The following is a 23000-nucleotide window of genomic DNA, read 5'->3' as shown; positions in this document are numbered from 1 at the left end:
TCTATTTCAAAACTGGTACAAGTCCGGATCAAAAATGGAACAAATCTGGATATTCCCAGTGTTGATTGGAATTTAATAGAGAGATAATAGGAAGAAAATATTTGGACTTCGACTTGAATTAAAGGGAGACGAATTAACCTGTTCGGCAATTCGCCAAAATGAAACATACACACTTGAACTGGATGCATCGAAGTATACACATCTCTTCCTTTTCTTTTGGAACGCGGAATTAAAACTCAGCTCAGCAGCCACATGGGTAGAACTCTACAAAAACAGCTTATCTTTGCACAGATAAGATGGGCTAATTTTGTTTCATCATACGCCTTCAACCTATAAATCACAAAGAAGCAGGAATTCTATTCAAAGAAGATGCCTATGGGTTTGGGTTTTGGGTTAACATGAACCGTTAGCTGCTTTGTACTTACACAGCCATGTTCATTGGTTGCAGTTACCGTATAAGTTGTCTCAGCCGAAGGTCTCACATCTACTCCAAGGCTTGTGGATGCCGTTGGATCATTCCATAAAAAAGCATAATCCGACACATAGTTTACAGTACCATTAATACTGCCAGAATTTCCACCCGTGATGTCGGTAACTATAGGCGTACCTTGATCATTAAAATTATAGTGGACAATCAGACTTGCAGAGTTAGGTATCATCGTAGTCATTTCAGTCTGGATCTGTGATAGTGTCAGCTCTGCATTCCATAATCGAAATTCATCAATATTTCCAGAATAGAAATAACCAGAACCGGTTGAATTATTTGGGAGTCTTAAATTTGCTGCCTGTCCTATACGTATGTCACCACTATGTGCAGGCATAGTATTACCATTTGTTTGTCCAACCAATATCCCATTCAAATAGACCTTAAATCGTTCATTTGAAGCACCTGCACTGTTCCAAGTAAAACAGACATGCTGCCATTTATCAGTAACGATATCTCCACCAAGACTGGTCCATGAGCTATTATTATTCCATCCGTAAGCATTTATTTTGTTGTTTTCGATATATACCGAGAAACCATTAACACCACCTCCCTCTTCATAAAGCACTTGTCGTTGCGAGGTATTATCTGGCATAAACCACATCATAACCGTTCGCAAATCAACAGAACTTCCTGTATTTATATCAGAAGAATTGGGAATCAAAATATAATCATTACTTCCACTAAAATTCACCGAATAATCTCCCGGATCATCAAGAGAAATCGTCACATCTTCACCTTCGCAAATTGGATCCTTTGAAATTGACGAAGAAAGAGCCAAAGCATCCACATCGTCAAGAATTATAGTGTAGGTATCGGAGCAACCATTATTATCCGAAACAGTATAAGTTGTTTCTCCTGCAAACTGTGTAAAATCACCAATACCTGTATAGGGAGCAACTCCTCCTGTAGCAGAAATATTAACAATTGTACTTCCACCATGACATAAAATCGGCGTATGCATTTCAGACACAACTAAATTAGACAACTCCCCAACAGTAACATCCTGACTTGCCGAGCATAAGTTTAAATCAGTAACAAGTATGCTATACAAACCTGCACCAATTGCAGTTAAATCTTCATCTGAAGATGTAAATCCATTGGGTCCTGTCCATGCAAAGGTATAAACAGGATCAATATCAGACCAAGTTGCTCCACTATTCATAATCGCAACAGTCCCCCTGCTTCCAATACCATATATTTTATCTCCATCCGGTGGCACATCCAATTTATACACAGCCATTAGATTTTGCTCATCTCCCAATACACTTTGATCTTTCCATGTACTAATCTGTGTTTGACTTCTTGCCGCATTCCAAAATCGCACATGCGAAAAAACACCATTAAAGGGTTCTGATGTTATTCCAGGATCCCAAACCCCGGCGCCTATTTTAGTTGTAAAACTGGTATTGCTGCCATAATTACCTGTTGAATTGGAACTACGACTAACTTCATTTCCATCCAGATAAAGAATCAGGTTTAAACCAGTACCAACAACTGCAACATGATGCCATTTCATATCGTCAGGATAATTCGATATTGAATAATCAACACGCCCACCTCCAGCTGTCCAACAGGCTAAGTTTCCATTTTCGAAACCAAATTCAATGGCATCATTTTGCCCAAAGAAACTCTTCTGTCCGGTGTAGGTTGATCGGGCTGCACCCAATTTCACCCATCCTTCCATAGTAAAGGAACCTAGATTCGACATAAATGAACTTTGCAAATCAAGCATTCCTGTCGCCCCATTGGTAATCAAACTCCCACTTCTCCCACCACTAATGGTTACATCTATATTACCATCTTCAGTATTGCAATTCGAATCCGTTTTTGTATCAATACTTATATTTAAATTGGTTGCCGTGCCTATTGTCAGCGGATAATTAGGTGAAACGGATCCACCTCCAGGCAATCGGATTTGAAGATTGTAGTTTCCCGCAGACAATCCTGTAAAAACAGGGCTATCCTGCCAGGAAACTCCCGCATCAATACTAAATTCAAGGTCAGTATCAATACCTGGTGTTGTTTCGTAAAACTGAATCAATCCATCATTGCTCCCGGCACATGACTCGTCGAAAGACTTTGCCAAATCAACAGTTATCAACACTTCGATTAGCGCTTCCCATCCCGATTTTACTACTGAGTAATCAGAATGAAATTGAAAGGTGAGACTATTTCCTGTTGAAATTATTGTCCCGGGACTATTGGTTCCACAATAAGTTCCAAATTCTGAAGCACTAGTATCATTTCCATCAAATATCTTCAACCAATCCCAATTACAATTACTTTGAGCTTCAAGATCAAATTGATTAAAGACAACTCTAATAAATGCCCCTGCAGGAACTCTAAATGTTACAGTTCTATCTTCATTACTGGTATAATCGTTATTAACACCACCCCCATCGTAAAACAATTCGCCTCCTTTAACATCCATAGACGTTGTACCTGCAGGCATAATAATCTGCGCTGACAGAGAATTGGTGAAAAAACAAATAGAAAAAAGAAGTAAAGTAAATTTGATGTAGAGATAATTCATGAAGCACACAGTTTCAAAACAGATATTTAAACCAAACAGGGGTCTAAAAATAATAAATTTGCTTACAAAGCCTTAAAAATGAAAACATAATTTTATCCTCAAAAATCCTTTAATTACAGTAGATTTATTATTAGTTAAACGAGATGTTTGTTAAGACTTGATAACATTAAATCTTAAAAAAAATACAACTCCGAGTCTTTAATCAAAATTGATTAGATAAAAATTCTAATTTAGATTGTACAAATGAACAAAACCAGGCAGATACAAAAAACAGATTACAGTATAAGAATTATTCAAAAAAGATGCCAATGGGCTTAGGTGTTTGGTTCATATCAAAATTTTTAGTCGTAGAACATGATTTAGAATCGCTCACAGTCACAGAATAATTTCCAGCATTTAAGCCTGTTGCACTTGGCTGTGTTAAGGTCCCATCATGAGCCCATGAGTATGTATAAAAAGGGCTGGAACCAAAGGGAGTCCCCCCAGTAACATCAATATTTAACTGCCCACTATTACCCTCAGTACAAATAATACTAGAGGCATTAAGTGAAACAATTGGGGTTGGGTATATCAAAATACCATTAATATTCTCAGTATGATTACATCCATTCGATTTTGTTACTTTCAAAGAAAAGTCCTTAAGGCTTTGTGATGTTTCGCTATAAGTAACCGTCGTGTTGGCTGAATTGGGGGTATCTACATCTGTCGAAGGTATCCAAGAGTAAAAATCTCCTTGACTCGCATTCAGTACTGAAGCACTTAACTGAATTTGTTCTCCACTACAATATTCAGTCTTATCTGCTCCTATTGTAAAATGAGCATTTTCTTTTACAGTTAGAATCATCTCATCGGTTGAGATACAAAAAGCTGATGCTGATGCTGATTCTTTTACGGTTAAGGTATAAGTATAAACTCCAAATGGTATGTTTTCATCAACCGTTGGATTTGATACATTTGCATTATTTAAGTAAGCTAAACCTGAAGCTGGAGAACAGCTCCATTGGTAAAATATCCCACCACTCCCGGACAACTGAACCGTTTCACCTTCACAAATATTTTTATCAGGCCCTGCATTAGACTCAATAGGTACAACAGGGGGTATAATAACTGTAAAATCTGTAGCGGGATTACACGAAAATTTATCTTGAACCCTTACAATATGAGACGAACCAACAACTGGATTATTTATAGTAAAGACATTATCATTTTGATATGCTCCTCCATCAAGATTATATTCATAATTGGCTGGATCTAACAGATTTTTCATTTCAACAGTTAGTGTTGCGACAGGCGTACCAAACATACATTGTACGTTACTTGGCACAGTAGCCTCAATCTCGGGGACATCAATGATGGTGATATCTTTCGTATAATACTCGGGAGTAGAGCTACAAGGGCAGCTCTTTAAAAATGATAATCTAAAATATTCATCTCCTTCTATTAAAGCATCAGAAATTGCTTTATAGTAATAGGTCACTTCGGTTTCATTAGCTGGAATAGTAATCTGATTAGGGAAGGCTCCCAATTCATCTCCTGAAGCATTTGTTTGAACAAAATCAATTCCATTCTCGGCTGTTCCAGAAATTGTAATATTAAAAGTAAAATCTTGATCCAGATTATCTTCTCTTGTAAATTTCAGGAAACTGTTGTCACATCCTTCATACATAACTTCAAGGTCATCACTTCCTCCTATACCGTTTTTAATCACAACTTCATTTGTCTTAAAACTTTCCGCTTCCAGAAAAACGGCCGAATTGTAACTTGCATCAGCGACATCTGAAATAATTAATCGAATATGATAAGTTTCACAAGCTTGAACATCAGCTTTTGCGGTTAAAACTGTAGTCCTTCCATCAAATCGAGTAGCAAAACCTCCGGTCTCATCGACATAATAAGTAGAATTACCACACCAGCCATTGTTGATATTTTTAATAGATACTTCCTGATCGGTTGTTCCTGGTATAATAGCAATATTTTCACCATTATTAGAATAAGGTCCATTTATACCCGGACCACTTATAATAAAACCGAAAACATCATTATAATTACCACATGCATATTCAGGATATTCTTCGGAAGCAAAAACATATCGAAACTCTAATTTATCCCCTGCAGGTACAAAGTCAAATTCTAATATCTGTGCATCAAAAGCATTATTCCCTGTTAATAAATTTACATCATAATCTCCCGAAACACCGCCAATATTTTCACTGGCATTACTCCCATCATTGGGACCTTCAGCCTTTTCAACTTCTCCTGTAGAAATAATTATTCCTGATTTCAGTGGAAAATCTGAGCTCCCTGCATCAAAATATCCAAGTCCCAACTCTTCATTTCCAGCAAAAATAATATTATCTGCTGTCAGACAACCCGTAATTAAAACATTGTCAACAAGTAAATCTGCTGTATACCCACTCTCAGGGCTTTTATTATCAACCTGAATCGGGTCAGTTGAAGGAATATCATCATCAACAATAATAATATTTACTTGTTGAGTGCCCGACTCAACACCATTCACAACACTGCTAATATCAACTGTCAGGTTTTCATCACCTTCAATATCCGTATCATTTACAGTTGAAAGAGTGACACTTGCAGTCAAACTCCCGGCCGGAATTATGATTTGTGAATTTGATATCGAATAATCTGAACCTGAAGCACTACCGGAAAATCCAAGATTAATTAAAACATCAACCAATTGTACACTAGCAATAGTCGCAGTAATTGTTGTACTTCCCCCTCCCTCGGATATACTACTCGATGAAGAACTCAAGATCACAGTATTCTTCAATTTACCGGAGACAATAACATTATCAATACTATGAATTTCACCCCCTTCATTATTAACAACCCTCACTCTAATTTCAAGGGTATTCCCCAAAAGACCTGTTTGTATTGCTTTTGCAGTTCCAAAATCATTGTTTTTTCTACTAAACCTAACCCATGCACCACCATCAATTCTATAATGACATACAATGAGATCTTGATTTTCTAAATTGCCAGATTCCGCAAGATCGATAGAAATTCCAACTTCAGTATAATTCGATATAGGAATTGCCTCAGTATACCAATAAGCATTTCCGTCTACATCCTGGAAATTTAATTTAGCATCACCCAATAACTGAACAAAATCATTATCATCTGAAAGTGTACATCCACTCACATCCAAGCTCCATTTTGAAACACCTGCCGGATAATCACCTAAATTTCTATTCGTATAATACGGCCATACCCCACCATCTATTCCTGTCCATCCCGAATAAGACGAAAAATCCTCACTCCATATAACACTCTGTCCCGAAACATCAATAAAGACAAAAGTTAGAAAAAAAAACAAAAGGGATATTTTTATGTAGAAATGTTTCATGAAGCACACAATTTTCAATCCAGGTTATTAAAATTGACAAAGGAGCCTCAAAAATAATAAATTTAAACAGATCTCATTTAAGATAATCCCTTAATTTCCAATATAAATCTCACCATATCGTTAATCTGACAAATAGGAACTATATCAGAAGAGAACGAAAGCTTCAATCATTCAAAATTCATAAAAGAACAGAAAGATAAAACCGGATATTCTACCTCAAATTATTAGTGACAAAACCACGTGTTAATCAAAACATTATACAAAACACTATTCTGCTTCATAACACAAAGGCAATTAATCTTTATTAACTTATTTTAAGATATCCTTTTCATAAACATATCGTATATTTGTAGTGGTAAAGAATCGAATTTGGCCGCAAACCAAATTCAAAATACACTTTGTAGTACCAATAGTTTCGTAAACAATTCTAAAGGATAGTGAAGTTACTAAGGTCGATAAATTTGCAAATGGTTAATAATATATTGAGTCATTTGGTACTCACAAAAGTGTTAAAAAGGTTGAGCTTAGGGGGCTCAACCTTTTGTTTTTTTTTAATCGCTTCGACTTAGGTCATCGAATCAACAAATGATCAAGTCTTTCTCTTTTTCTTTTTAGCAGCGGGGAATAAAACATTATTCAAAATTAATCGATAACCTGAAGAATTCTTTTTATGGTTTAGATCGGTTGGTGGGTCTCCAACCAAATGCTGGTAATCTTCAGGGTCGTGTCCTCCATAAAAAGTCCAGGTGCCTTTGCCAAATGTCCCATGAATATACCGAGCCTCTCCTGCAGCCTTATTCTCGCCCATAATCAGCACATTCGGCTTAATCAATTTGGTATTAAAAGCTGTCGTTTGTCCCATAAAACCTTTAATTAAGTTATTATGGTTTTGACACAACATACTGGGAATGGGATCCCATTTTGCGGAAAAATCAAAGAGTGTAAAATAATCTTCATCCTGATTCACCTTACGGGTTTGCGTGACATCAATATCAGAAAACTCATAAACCAAAGGATTCTTCTCTAAGGTAAAATTCTCAAAAGCAAAGGTGTTCTTAAATTCAAGTTTCTTTTGTGCATTTTCGTCCATAGGGTCACCATCAAACTGATGCGAACAAATATCAGTGTGCTCTGCAGATAGAGCAATGTCGAAGGTATCCGTGGCAGAACACATGGCAAATAAAAAACCTCCAGCCTCTACAAAAGCCTTTATTTTTAAGCTAACAGCCAGCTTTAGATCAGAAACCTTTGTAAACCCATAACGATTGGCTTTCTCCAAATTATCCCGCACTTCATCCTTATACCATTTTAAATTTCGGTATCCGGCATAAAATTTCCCAAACTGTCCTGTGAAATCTTCATGATGCAAATGCAACCAATCGTACCGAGTCAGCTTTCCTTGCATCACTTCGTCATCGTAAACCAAATCATAAGGAATTTCAGCATAAGTCAAGGCGAGTGTCACGGCGTCATCCCAGGGCTTTTTCCCTTGAGGTGAATAAACAGCCATTCTGGGAGGTTTTTGCAGCTTAACCGCATCCATATTGACTTCCGGATTGGCAATTTCATCAAAAATCAGTGTTGATTGTGCATCACTGACCACTTCAAAACTAACACCTCGGATTTGACATTCAGATTTAATCTCCGGACTAAATGGTAACAGAAAGCTCCCCCCCCGATAATTCAGCAACCAGTGGATATCCTGATTCTGCTGCAAAACCCAAAATGCGATTCCATATGATTTGAGATGGTTCTTTTGAGTTTCATCCATTGGGATGAGTAGATTCGCCGAAAAAGCAGGTATTGTGATGAGAAGAAAAAAGAAACAAACAACTCTCTTAACAAAGCTCATAATCAAATAATATTTAAATCGTTTTGAGATTAATTGACAACACCTGACTGCAATCATAATCTAAAAAGGTGGAGCCTCATCAAAATCAACCCCAGCGTGCAAACCTGCATTCGGATCGTCATAACCAACAGGCTCTTCATTCATACTCGAACCAAAAGTCTGAGCAACGACATTGTCATGACCAAATGCATCAGGACTTTCTCCCTCCAAATCCATAAATCGAGCCAATTGATTACGGAATCGTAACTGAATTTCACCCACGGCACCATTACGGTGTTTGGCTATGATAATATCAGCAATTCCAATCAAAGAATTTCCTTCAGCATCCTCGGTAATCCCATAACGCTCTGGTCGGTGGATAAACAGGACCATATCGGCATCCTGCTCAATCGCTCCCGATTCACGAAGATCAGATAGCATTGGTTTTTTAGCATCACCTGTACGTTGTTCCACACCACGATTCAGCTGCGAAAGTGCAATAACCGGAATATTCAATTCCTTAGCAATAATCTTAAGTTGACGGGAAATTAAAGAGACCTCCTGCTCACGATTGCCTCGCATATCGGAACCTGCTGTCATCAACTGAAGGTAGTCAATAATTACACAACCAATATCGTGCTTGGCTTTCAGACGTCTACATTTAGAACGCAACTCGTAAATTGATAAACCCGGTGTATCATCCACATAAATAGGCGCATCAATCAGGCCTTTAATCTTGGTATGCAGCTGTTCCCATTCGTGATCAGCCAATCGACCATTACGAAGCTTTTCTGATCCCAACTCGGTTTCAGAAGAGATCATACGTTTAACCAACTGGTCGCCCCCCATCTCAAGCGAGAAAATCGCAATAGGTGCTTTATGCTCCACAGCCATATTTCGAGTCATGGACAAAACAAAGGCTGTCTTACCCATAGACGGACGTGCAGCTATAATAACAAGGTCGGATTTTTGCCAACCCGAAGTAATCCGATCCAAAGCGGTAAAGCCCGAAGGCACTCCACTCAAACCATCTTCTCGCTTACTGGCTGCAATAATCTGATCGATAACTTCATCGGCCAATGGACGAATATGAGCTGATTCTTTCTTGATATTCCCTTCAGCAATATCAAAAACATCCTGCTGGGCCTGATCTAAAAGATCAGCAACATCGATACTTTCATCAAAAGCAGAACTCTGAATTTCAGACGACACACGAATCAATTCCCGCTGAATGAATTTCTGAGCAATAATACGAGCGTGATGCTCAATATGAGCTGCATTCGCGACTCTTGAAGTCAGCTGAGATACATAAAAAGGCCCCCCGCAACTCTCCAAGTCATCCTGTCGCTTCAACTCCTCAGTCACCGTTAAGATATCAATGGGTTCCTCCTTTGAGGAGAGACTCATGATGGCCTTAAATATTTTTTGATGGGCAGGTTTATAAAAACTATCAGCCTTCAGAAGATCGCCCACTGCAATAATGGCATCCTTCTCCAACATGATAGCACCCAAAACGGCTTCCTCTAATTCAACAGCCTGGGGTGGCACTTGTCCATGTTCTGACAACTGATTCTTTTTTGCTTTGGGTGTGTATTTCTTCGTTTCTGCCATACTCGTATATCACTTGTGCCTCAGTTGATTTAATTCACCGAAGCTGTATTTTTTTTATAAACTTATAAAATTTAAGAACACAAAAATTCCGTATCCAAAATTATTAAAGTGCTTTTAATTTTATAATCAGCAAAGATACTTATAGAAAATAAAAATCCGACCTTTGAATTCCCAATTTATATAAAAGCTGTATTTTTGTTTTTCCAACTTATTAACAAAACTCTCTCGCTTGTGCTGACTTACTCGAATGCTAAAATAAATATCGGTTTAAATATTGTTGAAAAAAGACCCGATGGTTTTCATAATATTGAAACCGTCTTTTTTCCCATTGGCATGCGCGATGCCATTGAAATTGCCGACTCAAAAGAAGATACTGACTACACATTTTCAGCTTCTGGAATTCCAATTGATATTGATCCCAGCGAAAACATTGTTGTAAAAGCTTATAATTTAATCCGAGCAAAATACAATTTCCCTGCTCAGGATATTCACCTGCATAAAAGCATTCCATTTGGTGCCGGACTAGGTGGCGGATCGGCCAATGCGGCCTATATGATTAAACTGTTGAATCAGAAATTCGATCTAAAAATGACTGATTTTGAAATGGAGGAATTGGTGAGCCAACTGGGAAGCGATTGTGCCTTTTTTATCAAAAACAAACCCGCTTTTGCAATTGAAAAAGGCGAAAAACTCACAACAATCGAACTTGACTTAAAGGGCTATTATTTTCTACTGATTAAACCGGATATTCATATCAGCACGCCTGAAGCTTATGCCAATATTACCCCTAAAAAAACAGAAATTTCTCTGAGAGACTTAATACAACAACCCATCGAAAACTGGAAAGCAACGATCAAAAATGATTTTGAAGCGAGCATTTTTCCAAAACACCCACAATTAGCTGAGATAAAAAAAGAACTTTACGAACAAGGCGCTGTTTATGCAGCCATGTCGGGTAGTGGTTCTAGTATGTTTGGAATTTTTAAAGATGAGCCCCAAATTTTGCTGCAGTGGAAAAAACAATTTTGCTGGCAAGAACAATTTTAATAGTCTAATAAAAAAAGCAAAGCCTTAAATAAAGGGCTTTGCTTCTTTGTTCAATTAGTATATTTTCTCAGTAACCAATTTGTAGTCTGAATAACTTTCGAACTCTACTTGTCCCCAATCTCCATTGGGGGCAAATACAAGTCTCCACCGAGTATAACCTTCCTGATCACATAAATTCGCACTTACACCTATTACTGTGGCATCTTTCACCAATTCTTCAATCATCAGATGTTTCATTTGCTTTGTAATTTCGTCCTTTCCTATTGATGGATCAGCCTTAATTTTAATATTCTTTCTTTTCCAAATCCCGTTTGTGGCATAATCGTATTTTTGAATCCAATCCTCTACTTTAACAGTTTTCATGTTTAAGTTCTGAGGTGCTTCGTATTCAAACAACTTTTGATAAAATTTTCTTTTTAAATCCAGCATACAAAATTTATACTTTATCTGATAAATTTCTTGATCGATTAACTTTAATTGATCTAATAAATTTGGACTGTGAAAGTTTTCATGCTTTGTACAAGTAATAGAAAGACTATCTGAATTAATCATTTTTTCTGTAAATGAAAATAAAAATTCTCCATTATCAACCCATACAGCTCCCCCCCCTATTACAGATCCTTCATCTATTATAGATATCGAAAACTTTGTACTATCAGGGAAATTACATTTCCCTACAATGTAGGGATCTTTTCCAGGGGATTTTAATTCCACTTCCATAAAGGACTTGGTCGGCTCAGTAATGGTAATTCGTTCTAATTCAATATTCTCTTCAGTACTTTCACTAGAAGCTAGTGTTATTACAAAGGATATTAAAAACAAAACAATTATTGCAGCTATGCTGATTCCAAGGTATTTAATAATTTTCATGTTTTTTCAAATTTTAAAGCATCAATAATTAAAGCTCGAAAGATAAACATATTGTTTTGCAATATGTAAATAACCTATAATGAAAATAATATATTTTATAGAATATCAATTTCAATTGAGCTAGCTGAATCAACAAAAAAAAGGCTGTCCTCAATAAAGAGAACAGCCTTTTTATATAGCTTGTTAAACGAAGAAAATTAAGCTTTAATCTCAACCATCACCAAACGGTTTGGCACTTTCTCATCAACGCTAACGTTTATTTTTTCGATTATTCCATCGAAAGGCATCAAAATTTTATTTTTCATCTTCATTGCCTGAAGAATCATAAGGCATTCACCTTCTTTAACTTCTTGTCCTTCCTTCACGAAAATCTCAACAATTGTTCCTGGAATAAAAGATTTAATATGGTTCGGATTTGGTCTTTCCCATTTCTTTCTATTCGCAACACTTTCCGGCACCTCTGTTGTATAGATGGTTCCATCAATGTTGAACTCTTTTAAATTGCTCATAATCAATTCGATTTAAAATGGAGGAATACCGTGTTTTTTACTTGGTCTTCTATCAACTTTGTTCATAGACACCTCAAGAGAGTGTAACAACATTTTACGGGTCTCTTCCGGCTCAATAACTGTATCGATATAACCTTTGGCAGCAGCCACATAAGGGTTAGCGAACTTCTCCTTATATTCTGCAACTTTTTCCTGACGCATCGCTTCAGGATCTTCAGCTGACATAATCTCTTTTCTAAAGATGATGTTAGCAGCTCCTTCAGGTCCCATTACAGCAATCTCAGCAGTTGGCCAAGCAAACATGAAGTCAGCTTTCATATGACGAGAGTTCATAGCGATATAACCTCCACCATATGCCTTACGCACAATCACAGTAATTTTAGGTACAGTAGCCTCTGAGTATGCATAAAGAATTTTCGCACCATGACGAATCACACCTGCATGCTCCTGATCAACACCTGGTAAGTAACCTGGCATATCCTCAAGCGTTACCAAAGGAATATTAAAGGCATCACAGTAGCGAATAAAACGCGCTGCTTTATCAGATGAGTCACAATCAAGTACACCAGCTAGTACCAGTGGTTGATTTGCCACAAACCCAACAGTCTCACCGTTCATACGACCGAAACCGATAACAATGTTACGTGCAAAGCCTTCCATTACTTCAAAGAAGTCAGAATCATCACTAATCGCTCTGATGACGTTACGGATATCGTAAGGTTGAGTTGGATCGTGAGGAACAATTTCTTCAATTTTGTATTCAGCCTTAGGTGGTTTTGGAGGGAAAGGACGTGCTTTCTTCTCGTTGTGCCAAGGGATGAATGTAAGTAGTTTCTTGATTTGCTCAAAGCATTCAAGCTCGTTTAGCGCATAGAAATGAGCATTACCGGTGATCTCGCTGTGTACTTTCGCACCACCAAGTTCTTCCATACTTATTTCTTCACCTAAAACAGTTTTTATTACCTCAGGACCGGTAATAAACATTTTGGAAATGTTTTCTACTACAAACACAAAGTCGGTAAGGGCAGGAGAATAAACGGCTCCACCAGCACAAGGACCTAGAATAACTGACAATTGAGGAATAACTCCCGATGCCAAAGTATTACGGAAAAAGATTTCACCATAACCAGCAAGTGAATTCACACCTTCCTGAATACGAGCTCCACCCGAATCGTTAATACCAATCAAAGGCACACGCATTTTCAATGCATGATCCATGATTTTTGTAATTTTACGTGCATGCATCAGACCAAGAGAACCACCAGCTACAGTAAAGTCCTGTGCAAAAAGACAGACAGGCTGACCATAAATCGTTCCGGTTCCAATGATAACTCCATCACCATGAAGTTGTTTCTTCTCCATGCCAAAGTCGCGGGCTTCGTGCTCAACGAATAAATCATATTCATGGAAAGAATCTTCATCAACAATTGATGTAATTCTCTCACGCGCAGTCAATTTACCCATTGCAACTTGCTTCTGGATAGCTTTTTCGCCACCACCTTGAAGCACTTTTTCTTTTCTCTTTCTCAGATCAAGAATGTTTCGTTTCAATGACATATTACGTACATTTAGTTAAAAACCGTATACTTTCGAGTATACATTTAGTTGTATTTCAAGTTTGTCCAAACTTTAACATTTTACCGCTAAAGCACAAAACATGCCCCATTCATCTTCTTTAGATTTAAAAGAAAATAAACACGGACTGATTGTTCATTTAGGGTAAAGACACACCCGTTTTGGAGTGGTCCAATTATAAATCAATTCGAACAGATAATTAAATTTCAGATCGAATATCTTATCAATATAGTCTGCAAGGATACTCATTTTTTGTTCTACAAAAAAATTAACGAACCCCATCACAAATAACCAACAGGCTAAATTACCGCTTTTTCAGTAGGAAAGCAAGATCTTTAACAGACATTATTTAGAATAGGTTTACTTAGGAGCAACCCGATAAAGGTAGGCTGCAATAAAGGAAAAAAGAATATTGGGTAACCAGACTGCCAACAATGGATCCATGCTTCCATTTGTGGCAAAAACCGTAGAAATTTGCTGGAAAAGAATAAATGAAAAACTCAAGGCTAAACCTATTCCAAGATGTAAACCCATCCCTCCTCTTACTTTTCTACAGGCTAAAGACACCCCTATTAAAGTCAGGATAAATGCTGAAAAAGGATTGGCTATGCGTCGGAATTTTTCAATTTTATACGCACTGATATTGCTATCTCCCCTCATAATCTGCTCATCAATAAAATCATCAAGCTCAAACATATTCATGGCTTCAACGACATCTGTACGTCTGCTAAATTCTTCAGGTCCAAAATTTAAAAGCGTATCAATGGATCTACCCTTTTCAAAACTCTCTTTTTCCCCATCTATATTACGGATAAAATAATCTTTAATGGTCCACTTCTCCTTATCTTCATTCCATTTAATAGAACGTGATGTTAGTTTTGAAACCAATTGTTTCCCTTCAAACTTCTCTAGTGAAAACTTATATCCGGTTTTACTGGACGTTTCAAAGTTTGACATATAAATAAATAAACCCGGTTCAATCTGGCGATGAATATTTCGTTCCTTATTTACAAATCGTTTTTTTAAATATGTATCCGTGAATTCTAATCGCTTGGCATTGGCAGGAGGGATAATGAAATTACTGAGGAAAAAAGAAAAAATCCCAATGATCAAAGCCGATATAAAATAAGGAAACATCAGTCTCTTAAAACTCACTCCGGAACTCAGAATCGCAATAATCTCGGTATCGTAAGCCATTTTAGAGGTAAAATAAATAACCGAGATAAATGTAAATAAAGCACTAAACAGGTTAGCGAAATAGGGGATAAAATTGACGTAATAATCAAAAATAACAGCTTTAAAAGGTGCTTCTTTATCAATAAAATTGTCAATCTTTTCTGAAAAATCAAAAATGATTGTGATACTAATGATCAAGATTATTGCAAAGAAGAAAGTTCCCAAAAACTTTCGAATGATATATAAATCTAATTTCCCAAACATCCTTTATATCGGTTTTTTATTTTCTGCTTTTTATCCGAGATAGCCCCATCCTAACAAACAAAAAGCAACTTATCGAGCTTAAATTTAGACCATATTAGCCAAATGTCAAGCTCAAGATGTCACAATCAAGCTTTTTTAACATTATTCTTATAAACGTCTACCCAGTTTTTCTACCATTACTTTCTTCCAATCAGAGAAAGTTCCCTTGTTAATTTGTTCTCTGGCTTCACGAACCAGCCACAAATAAAAAGCAAGGTTATGGATACTACAAATCTGACCGCCAAGCAACTCATTCGATCGAATCAAATGTCTGACATAAGCTCTTGAATAAAAACGATCGACGTAAGACGTTCCATTAGGATCGAGTGGTGAAAAGTCATTTGCCCATTTCTGGTTTCTCATATTTAACGTCCCTTCACTGGTGAATATCATTCCATTTCGACCATTTCGGGTTGGCATCACACAATCAAACATGTCCACACCTCGGGAAATTGCTTCCAAAATATTGATCGGCGTTCCTACCCCCATCAAATATCGTGGTTTATCCTCTGGTAAAACCTGATTCACAACATCAATCATGTCGTACATATCCTGTGTTGGCTCACCTACAGCCAATCCGCCAATGGCATACCCTTCTCTGTTCAAAGAGGCTGCATGCTCAGCTGCTTTTATTCTTAAATCCTTATACACACACCCCTGAACAATAGGGAATAGAGTCTGTGAATAACCATACTTTCCTTCTGTACGATCAAAACGATCAACACATCGTTCTAACCAGCGCTGAGTCAGTCCCAAAGATGTTTTAGCATATTCATAACTCGACGTTCCAGGAGGACATTCATCAAAGGCCATGATGATATCAGCTCCAATGGTGCGCTGTGTATCCATCACATTTTCAGGCGTAAACATATGTTTTGATCCATCAATGTGTGATCTAAAAATAGCGCCTTCTTCAGTCAGTTTACGATTTTCAGCTAATGAAAAAACCTGAAACCCTCCACTATCAGTCAGGATGGGTCTATCCCAACCATTAAATTTGTGCAAACCTCCTGCTTGTTCTAAAATATCCAAGCCCGGACGCAAATATAAATGATAGGTATTCCCTAAAATAATCTCAGCATTAATATCCTCTTTCAATTCATTTTGGTGAACGCCTTTTACCGAACCCAAGGTTCCTACCGGCATGAATATTGGCGTTTGAATTGTACCATGATCAGTAGTTAATTCACCCGTTCTGGCGCCTGATCTATCGTCAGTATTGTGTAATTTAAAATCCATATCAACTTCAGTAAAATTGGGTCAATAAATCTTAAACCTCGACTTATTCCCATTTAAAAACAGTCTGCAAATATAGACAATAATATCGGCATTGAAACTTATTTATAATTGTGGAAGTGAGGCCATATCAGAATTCCCTAGGCAAGCTTTTGCTAAACATCTACCTAAGATGTATTTCTATTTGTCAAATAGAATAACAAACACTCAACTTATTAAGCTATATTGAGTCAACAGGCTTGGCTTTATAAACCGAGCTCATTTTATCTACAGGCTTTTATCACACAACTATTTCACTTTAAAATAGAATTATTCATCACTTATTTTACCGACTGCAATCAACCCTATAAGCTACTTGTATGAATCAGAGTTCCAACTTATCGGATAATGCCAAAAAAGACTTGCTAAATGTACAAGCAGCGTTGAAAGGCAATCAGAAAGCTTTCGAGAAACTGTTCTTGAGGTACAAGGATGCTATTTTCTATTTTTTACTCCGCACAATCAACAACAGAACCGATGCCGAAGATTTAACACTTGAATGTTTTGGGAAAGCATTTCGAAATATCGATCAATATTCAACAAAATACGCCTTTAGTACCTGGCTTTTCCGGATAGCGACAAACACCAGTATCGATTTTATTCGCAAAAAGAAAAAAAACATCATCAAATTTGAAACAAAAGATGACAATAACATTGATAACCCTTCATACGAAAGTAAAACACCATCGCCTGAACAACAGATTATAAACAAACAGAATGCAATGTTTATGAGGCGTCAGGTGAGTCAGTTGAAGGATCGTTATCGCATTTTAATTGAATTACGCTACTTTAAAGAATATTCTTACGAAGAAATTGCCAAAGAAATGAACCTTCCTATTGGTACAATAAAGGCACAACTTTTCAGAGCAAGGAAACTCCTTTTCGATAATATCAGCGATCAGGGATTATAACTCATCATGTGTTGAAAATACACCCCAATACATTTCAGCTTATTTAATATCCTTTCTGCTCTAAAATTATAATTATATCTTTGTCGTGCATTATAAATTACAGCATGGAATTAATTTTAAAATACTTCAAAGATTTATCTGAGGAGCAGACCAATCAGCTTACTCAACTTAAGGATCTTTACAAAGAGTGGAACGATAAAATCAATGTCATTTCCAGAAAAGACATTGATTCTCTCTACCTGCATCATGTTTTGCATTCTTTAGCCATTGCGAAGGTTATCCAATTCACTCCAGGATCCAACGTTTTGGATGTTGGTACGGGTGGCGGATTCCCAGGCATTCCTCTTGCGATACTTTTTCCTGAAACCAACTTTCATTTAGTTGATTCAATTGGTAAAAAAATTAAGGTTGTAACAGAAGTTGCAAATGCCTTGGGATTAAAAAATGTAAAAGCCGAGCATACACGTGTGCAACAAGTCAAAACCAAATACGATTTTATAGTTAGTCGTGCCGTTACAGCTTTCCCAGCTTTTGTCAATATGGTGAAGAAAAACTGTAAGTCAGAAAATAAAAACGCACTACCAAACGGAATCATATATATAAAAGGGGGCGATTTTGAGGCAGAAATCAAGCCATATGGAAAAAAAATAAGCCTCTACAATTGCACGGATTTCTTTACTGAGGACTTCTTTGAGACAAAAAAGGTTGTCCATATGACACTTTAAACCAAATTATTTCGGTTTAATCTTTTGCCAGATAAAAAAAATACTTATTTTTGCAGACCAAAATCAACGCATATAATCACTTTATTCGATAAAAATATTTCGCGATGAAAAGAACATTTCAACCATCAAATAGAAAAAGAAGAAACAAGCACGGTTTCAGAGACAAAATGGCTTCTGCAAACGGAAGAGCAGTATTATCTCGTAGAAGAGCAAAAGGCAGAAAAAAATTATCTGTTTCTAGCGAGCGTAGACATAAAGCTTAATTAGCTTTCAAAAATATAAAGAAGTAAAGAATGAATCATTCTTTACTTTTTTGTGTTTACATGTTTCTTAGAAAAAATTTAAAGAGTTCCCAGGGAGCTCTTTTTTTTTGCTTTTACCTGACTGACAAATACCGCTACAAGAACAGAACCTCTTTCATTATGAGAGAGTAAACTCATTTTTATAAAAATGAATCTATCTCAATCAGATTCTTTATAATTTACCTGCATAACCATCATTTATCAAAAAATCTCTCTTATTTTTGTAACTATTCATTTAATGAGAACTTTTTCATTCCGAATACTCAAAATGACTAAAAAAGCAAATTAGATACATATGCGACTGAAACAATTTTTAAAAAGCAAAACCTTCTATAAACACCTGGGTCTCTCAATTCTTATTACCGGAGCCCTCTTGTGGATTACCCTACAAAGCTTAAGTTTATACACCAATCATGGTGAAGAAATTAAAGTTCCAAACCTATATAGCCTTAGTTTAGAGAAAGGCACAGACCTAATAAAAGAAACGAAATTACGCTATACCGTTTACGACTCGGTTTACAATCCCAACCTACCTGCTGGTTGCATTCTCGACCAAAGTCCAAAAGCAAACGCCTTGGTAAAACGCAATCGAAATTTATTTTTAACCATCAATTCACAAAAACCGGAACAAGTCAGATTCCCGAATTTGGTTGCCAATTCATTTAGACAGGCCTACGAAATATTAATCACCAATGGTTTTAAAATTGGCACGCTCGATTACGTCGATTACGACTACTACAATCTGGTTTTATACCCCAAATTTAAAGGTGATTCAATTAAACAGGGCGATTTAATTGATAAAGGATCAAGCATCGATCTCGTTTTGGGAAAAGGGAAAAACGTGAAAGTAAGAACTCCGGAATTAATCGGAAAATATTACGCTGATGCACAAGAGCGTATCATACTATCAAATTTAAATATTGGACGAGTGAATTTCGACAATTCGGTGAGAAACTTATCGGATTCATTGAATGCACAGGTTTATCAGCAATCAAATGCTTATGATGAGAACTCCAAGATTGCACCAGGTAGCAGAATCAATATTTGGTTGACGACTGACAGTATCAAAATAAAAGATGCTAAAGCGTATTTTGAAAGTCAGTTATTGAAATAGATTATACAGAATTAGATATAATGCAAGAAGAAGAAAATTTAGAATTCGATAATATTGGGGATGAAAATCCAAATCAGGAAGCTTTCGAACATTTCCGTTTTGAAGTCGATCCTGGCCAAACGCCATTAAGAATTGACAAATACCTGGTTGATCGCATGCAAAATGCATCGCGAAATAAAATTCAAGAGTCAGCCAATAACGGCAATATTTTTGTCAACGATGTTGTTGTGAAACGCAACTACAAGGTAAAGCCACATGATGTTGTCACAATCGTACTGAGCTATCCGCCACGAGAAATCGAAATTATTGCTGAGGATATTCCTTTGAATATTGTTTACGAAGATGATTCGTTCATTATTGTGAATAAGAATCCAGGCATGGTGGTACACCCGTCATATGGGCACTACTCAGGGACACTGGTGAATGCCTTAGCCTTTCATCTTAAGAATTTGCCTCTGTTTAATTCAACAGATCCGCGTCCAGGTTTGGTTCATCGTATCGACAAAGACACCTCAGGTATCCTCGTAATCGCTAAAAACGAAGAGGCTAAGACGAAACTTGCCCTGCAGTTTTTCAACAAAACCAGCGATCGTAAATACCGTGCATTGGTTTGGGGAAATATGGAAGAAGATGAAGGAACAATTACAGGTCATATTGGTCGTAATTTGAAAAATCGGAAGGTCATGGATGTTTTCCCTAACGGAGAATATGGCAAGCACGCTGTGACACACTATCGCGTTTTAGAACGACTTGGTTATGTTAATTTAGTAGAATGTGTTCTTGAGACAGGCCGTACGCATCAGATTCGTGCCCACTTTAAACACATCGGACATCCACTTTTCAATGATGCGGATTACGGCGGAGATCAAATTTTAAAAGGAACAACATTTACAAAGTACAAGCAATTCGTACAAAACTGTTTCAAAATTTGTCCACGTCAGGCTCTGCACGCAAAAACGCTAGGATTCATTCATCCAGCTACCAACGAATATATTTCGTTTGACTCTGAAATTCCTGAAGATATGGCAACACTTATCACCAAGTGGAGAGAATACACATCAATGCGTGAAGAATAACTAACTGTTTGTATAAAATTTATGAAGAGAAATATCCTAATAATTGCCGGAGGAGATTCTGCCGAGTTTGAGATATCAATGCAAACTTCGCAGCACATTTTCAACACACTTGATAAAAAACAATATCAGGTTTATCTTGCTGTTTTTAGAGGGCAAAATTGGAAAGTCAATCTTGAAGATCATCAGTATGATATTGACAAGAATGATTTCAGTATTACAGTTGCTGCCAACAAAATTAAATTCGATTTTGCTTATATCGCTATTCACGGAACACCTGGTGAGAATGGTATATTACAAGGGTATTTTAGCTTGATGAATATTCCACATTCGACTTGCGATGTATTAAGTAGTTCTTTAACTTTTAACAAACACGCTTGCAACACATATCTGAAAGCTTTAGGCTATCAGTTTGCAAAATCAATACTTCTTAAGAAAAATGAAAAATTCGATTGTAAATTAATCGAACAAACCGTTGGTTTACCCTGTTTCGTTAAACCCAATGCGGATGGTTCCAGCTTTGGTATATCAAAAGTTAATCAATTTCATGAACTTGAAAACGCCATTTTAAAAGCTTTTAACGAAGGCAACGAAGTCATCATAGAAGAATTCATCGAAGGATTGGAAGTAACTTGTGGCCTTGTAAAAACGAGCAAAGAAGAAATTGTATTTCCGATTACCGAAGTCGTTCCTAAAAATGAATTTTTCGATTTTGAAGCTAAGTATGATCCAACAATGGCAGAAGAAATAACACCTGCCAGAATATCAGCGGAACTAACAGATAAAATTCAAAGTCTTACTTCAAAAATCTATGATGCTTTAAAATGTAAGGGAATTGTTAGAATTGATTATATCATTAAAAACGATGAAATATACATGCTCGAAGCAAATACCATTCCTGGTATGACTGCAAATAGCTTTATTCCTAAACAAGTTAAAGCGATGAATCGTGAACTTAGCGATATTCTTAGTCTGGTTATCGAGGATCAATTCTAGAGTTTATTCAAAACAATATTAGAGAGACTATCTTTTTAGATGGTCTCTTTTTTTATGCAATGAATTTCAACAATTCCGAATTGAAACAGTAAAACTCAACCTTCGAATCAAAATGCAAGTATACAAAAATGAATTTATCATAGAGGTTTAAAAGATTAACTCTGCATTTTAAGACTCACAATAGATTGGTTATCTAGTCAGGAAAGATTTCTGCGAAGACTAATTCGTATAGGTTATTTGACTTTAGTCCATAAAAAAAGCGTCTTACTCCTGATTGGAATAAGACGCTTAAAGGTTGGCATCGACTATTATTCACTCATAAAATTTCTGGTGTTCATGAGCTCGCTGCGCTCGGTTCTCCAAGCTTTCGGCAGTACCATTCCCGATGGATCGGGAATGCAGGCTTAACTTCTCTGTTCCCGGGAATTGTTGCGGGAAGAGATGGAAGCACATTGCTATAGTACCTGAAAATATAATCCTGAGCAGGACTGACTTATTAAGATATAGGATATGATAAAGCCTGTACGAGTAAAATTCTGCTGAAACCAGCGGGGAGGAACAATTCGTAATGCTTTCTTTTAAGTTTTGGGCATAAAAAAAGCGTCTTACTCCATGAGGAATAAGACGCTTAAAGGTTGGCATCGACTATTATTCACTCATAAAATTTCTGGTGTTCATGAGCTCGCTGCGCTCGGTTCTCCAAGCTTTCGGCAGTACCATTCCCGATGGATCGGGAATGCAGGCTTAACTTCTCTGTTCCCGGGAATTGTTGCGGGAAGAGATGGAAGCACATTGCTATAGTACCTGAAAATATAATCCTGAGCAGGACTGACTTATTAAGATATAGGATATGATAAAGCCTGTACGAGTAAAATTCTGCTGAAACCAGCGGGGAGGAACAATTCGTAATGCTTTCTTTTAAGTTTTGGGCATAAAAAAAGCGTCTTACTCCATGAGGAATAAGACGCTTAAAGGTTGGCATCGACCTACTCTCCCACCTTTCGGCAGTACCATCGGCGCTAATGGGCTTAACTTCTCTGTTCGGGATGGGAAGAGGTGGAACCCCATTGCTATAGATACCTGAAATCTTCAGTTAACTATCGCTTGGTGCTGTGCACTAGCTGTCAACAAATATCATAGACATATTGAAAAAAAAGTAGTTGTAAACTTCATTAAGAATCCAACCATGGACCTCAGCACTCATAAGCTTATGGGTAATTAGTATTGCTCGACTTTGACATCACTGCCTTTACATCTGCAACCTATCAACGTTGTCGTCTCCAACGACCCTTTAA

16 protein-coding genes and 2 rRNA genes are annotated in these 23000 nt (G+C 36.9%); 7 read left to right on the top strand and 11 right to left on the bottom strand.

Annotated features, from left to right (window positions below; genetic code table 11):
* Positions 1-356 precede the first annotated feature (356 nt).
* From EV201_RS11065 to dnaB, 4 genes are all read right to left on the bottom strand, one after another.
* On the bottom strand, positions 357-3020 hold the full coding sequence (locus EV201_RS11065) for a LamG-like jellyroll fold domain-containing protein (RefSeq protein WP_130307721.1): 2664 nt from the start codon (positions 3018-3020) through the stop codon (positions 357-359).
* Positions 3021-3309: 289 nt separating this feature from the next.
* The gene (locus EV201_RS11060) at positions 3310-6387 is read right to left on the bottom strand and encodes a choice-of-anchor L domain-containing protein (protein ID WP_130307720.1); all 3078 of its coding nucleotides are present in this window, start codon (positions 6385-6387) and stop codon (positions 3310-3312) included.
* Between the two features lie 589 nt (positions 6388-6976).
* On the bottom strand, positions 6977-8239 hold the full coding sequence (locus EV201_RS11055) for an asparagine synthetase B (RefSeq protein WP_130307719.1): 1263 nt from the start codon (positions 8237-8239) through the stop codon (positions 6977-6979).
* A 60-nt stretch (positions 8240-8299) separates the two neighbouring features.
* Entirely contained in the window at positions 8300-9829 is a 1530-nt protein-coding gene (gene dnaB / locus EV201_RS11050; RefSeq protein WP_130307718.1) for a replicative DNA helicase, read from the bottom strand.
* A gap of 231 nt (positions 9830-10060) precedes the next feature.
* Here dnaB and ispE point away from each other — a divergent pair, with 231 nt between their 5' ends.
* Entirely contained in the window at positions 10061-10876 is an 816-nt protein-coding gene (gene ispE, locus EV201_RS11045) for a 4-(cytidine 5'-diphospho)-2-C-methyl-D-erythritol kinase (protein WP_130307717.1), read from the top strand.
* 54 nt (positions 10877-10930) lie between these two features.
* On the opposite strand, the gene EV201_RS11040 is transcribed toward ispE, so the two are convergent.
* From EV201_RS11040 to tgt, 5 genes are all read right to left on the bottom strand, one after another.
* The gene (locus EV201_RS11040) at positions 10931-11746 is read right to left on the bottom strand and encodes a hypothetical protein (protein WP_130307716.1); all 816 of its coding nucleotides are present in this window, start codon (positions 11744-11746) and stop codon (positions 10931-10933) included.
* A gap of 197 nt (positions 11747-11943) precedes the next feature.
* Positions 11944-12255: a biotin/lipoyl-containing protein gene (locus tag EV201_RS11035; RefSeq protein WP_130307715.1), complete on the bottom strand. Its 312-nt coding sequence runs from the start codon at positions 12253-12255 to the stop codon at positions 11944-11946.
* A gap of 12 nt (positions 12256-12267) precedes the next feature.
* On the bottom strand, positions 12268-13812 hold the full coding sequence (locus EV201_RS11030; RefSeq protein ID WP_129255763.1) for an acyl-CoA carboxylase subunit beta: 1545 nt from the start codon (positions 13810-13812) through the stop codon (positions 12268-12270).
* A gap of 378 nt (positions 13813-14190) precedes the next feature.
* Positions 14191-15270 (bottom strand): LptF/LptG family permease, encoded by a 1080-nt coding sequence (locus EV201_RS11025; RefSeq protein WP_130307714.1) that lies wholly within the window; start codon positions 15268-15270, stop codon positions 14191-14193.
* A 147-nt stretch (positions 15271-15417) separates the two neighbouring features.
* Positions 15418-16548, bottom strand: coding sequence for a tRNA guanosine(34) transglycosylase Tgt (tgt, locus tag EV201_RS11020; RefSeq protein ID WP_130307713.1), 1131 nt, complete (start codon positions 16546-16548; stop codon positions 15418-15420).
* Between the two features lie 356 nt (positions 16549-16904).
* Here tgt and EV201_RS11015 point away from each other — a divergent pair, with 356 nt between their 5' ends.
* The 6 genes from EV201_RS11015 (at position 16905) to EV201_RS10990 (ending at position 21705) form a co-directional block, all read left to right on the top strand.
* A complete protein-coding gene (locus EV201_RS11015; RefSeq protein WP_130307712.1) occupies positions 16905-17495 on the top strand; it encodes an RNA polymerase sigma factor in 591 nt (196 codons plus the stop codon).
* Between the two features lie 104 nt (positions 17496-17599).
* Positions 17600-18220: a 16S rRNA (guanine(527)-N(7))-methyltransferase RsmG gene (gene rsmG / locus EV201_RS11010; RefSeq protein WP_130307711.1), complete on the top strand. Its 621-nt coding sequence runs from the start codon at positions 17600-17602 to the stop codon at positions 18218-18220.
* A 104-nt stretch (positions 18221-18324) separates the two neighbouring features.
* Positions 18325-18483 (top strand): 50S ribosomal protein L34, encoded by a 159-nt coding sequence (gene rpmH / locus EV201_RS11005; RefSeq protein ID WP_125029576.1) that lies wholly within the window; start codon positions 18325-18327, stop codon positions 18481-18483.
* Between the two features lie 334 nt (positions 18484-18817).
* Positions 18818-19636, top strand: a complete 819-nt coding sequence (locus EV201_RS11000; RefSeq protein ID WP_130307710.1) for a PASTA domain-containing protein — start codon at positions 18818-18820, stop codon at positions 19634-19636.
* 20 nt (positions 19637-19656) lie between these two features.
* Complete coding sequence (locus EV201_RS10995) at positions 19657-20712, top strand: RluA family pseudouridine synthase (RefSeq protein ID WP_130307709.1); 1056 nt, start codon at positions 19657-19659, stop codon at positions 20710-20712.
* 21 nt (positions 20713-20733) lie between these two features.
* Positions 20734-21705 carry a D-alanine--D-alanine ligase gene (locus tag EV201_RS10990; protein WP_130307708.1) on the top strand — a complete coding sequence of 324 codons (972 nt, stop codon included), beginning with the start codon at positions 20734-20736 and terminating at the stop codon, positions 21703-21705.
* A 973-nt stretch (positions 21706-22678) separates the two neighbouring features.
* On the opposite strand, the gene rrf is transcribed toward EV201_RS10990, so the two are convergent.
* Both rrf and EV201_RS10980 read right to left on the bottom strand, forming a co-directional pair.
* Positions 22679-22789, bottom strand: a 5S ribosomal RNA gene (gene rrf / locus EV201_RS10985).
* 114 nt (positions 22790-22903) lie between these two features.
* Positions 22904-23000: ribosomal RNA gene (locus EV201_RS10980) — 23S ribosomal RNA — on the bottom strand; the annotation flags it as partial.

Source organism: Ancylomarina subtilis (assembly GCF_004217115.1).
In the GTDB taxonomy this organism is placed as follows: Bacteria; Bacteroidota; Bacteroidia; order Bacteroidales; family Marinifilaceae; genus Ancylomarina; species Ancylomarina subtilis.
This window is presented reverse-complemented; position numbering and strand designations above follow the sequence as displayed.

Coding starts and splice junctions, on each gene's coding strand:
- EV201_RS11065 (WP_130307721.1), bottom strand. CDS start 3,020: ATGAATTATCTCTACATCAAATTTACTTTACTTCTTTTTTCTATTTGT.
- EV201_RS11060 (WP_130307720.1), bottom strand. CDS start 6,387: ATGAAACATTTCTACATAAAAATATCCCTTTTGTTTTTTTTTCTAACT.
- EV201_RS11055 (WP_130307719.1), bottom strand. CDS start 8,239: ATGAGCTTTGTTAAGAGAGTTGTTTGTTTCTTTTTTCTTCTCATCACA.
- dnaB (WP_130307718.1), bottom strand. CDS start 9,829: ATGGCAGAAACGAAGAAATACACACCCAAAGCAAAAAAGAATCAGTTG.
- EV201_RS11040 (WP_130307716.1), bottom strand. CDS start 11,746: ATGAAAATTATTAAATACCTTGGAATCAGCATAGCTGCAATAATTGTT.
- EV201_RS11035 (WP_130307715.1), bottom strand. CDS start 12,255: ATGAGCAATTTAAAAGAGTTCAACATTGATGGAACCATCTATACAACA.
- EV201_RS11030 (WP_129255763.1), bottom strand. CDS start 13,812: ATGTCATTGAAACGAAACATTCTTGATCTGAGAAAGAGAAAAGAAAAA.
- EV201_RS11025 (WP_130307714.1), bottom strand. CDS start 15,270: ATGTTTGGGAAATTAGATTTATATATCATTCGAAAGTTTTTGGGAACT.
- tgt (WP_130307713.1), bottom strand. CDS start 16,548: ATGGATTTTAAATTACACAATACTGACGATAGATCAGGCGCCAGAACG.
- EV201_RS11015 (WP_130307712.1), top strand. CDS start 16,905: ATGAATCAGAGTTCCAACTTATCGGATAATGCCAAAAAAGACTTGCTA.
- rsmG (WP_130307711.1), top strand. CDS start 17,600: ATGGAATTAATTTTAAAATACTTCAAAGATTTATCTGAGGAGCAGACC.
- rpmH (WP_125029576.1), top strand. CDS start 18,325: ATGAAAAGAACATTTCAACCATCAAATAGAAAAAGAAGAAACAAGCAC.
- EV201_RS11000 (WP_130307710.1), top strand. CDS start 18,818: ATGCGACTGAAACAATTTTTAAAAAGCAAAACCTTCTATAAACACCTG.
- EV201_RS10995 (WP_130307709.1), top strand. CDS start 19,657: ATGCAAGAAGAAGAAAATTTAGAATTCGATAATATTGGGGATGAAAAT.
- EV201_RS10990 (WP_130307708.1), top strand. CDS start 20,734: ATGAAGAGAAATATCCTAATAATTGCCGGAGGAGATTCTGCCGAGTTT.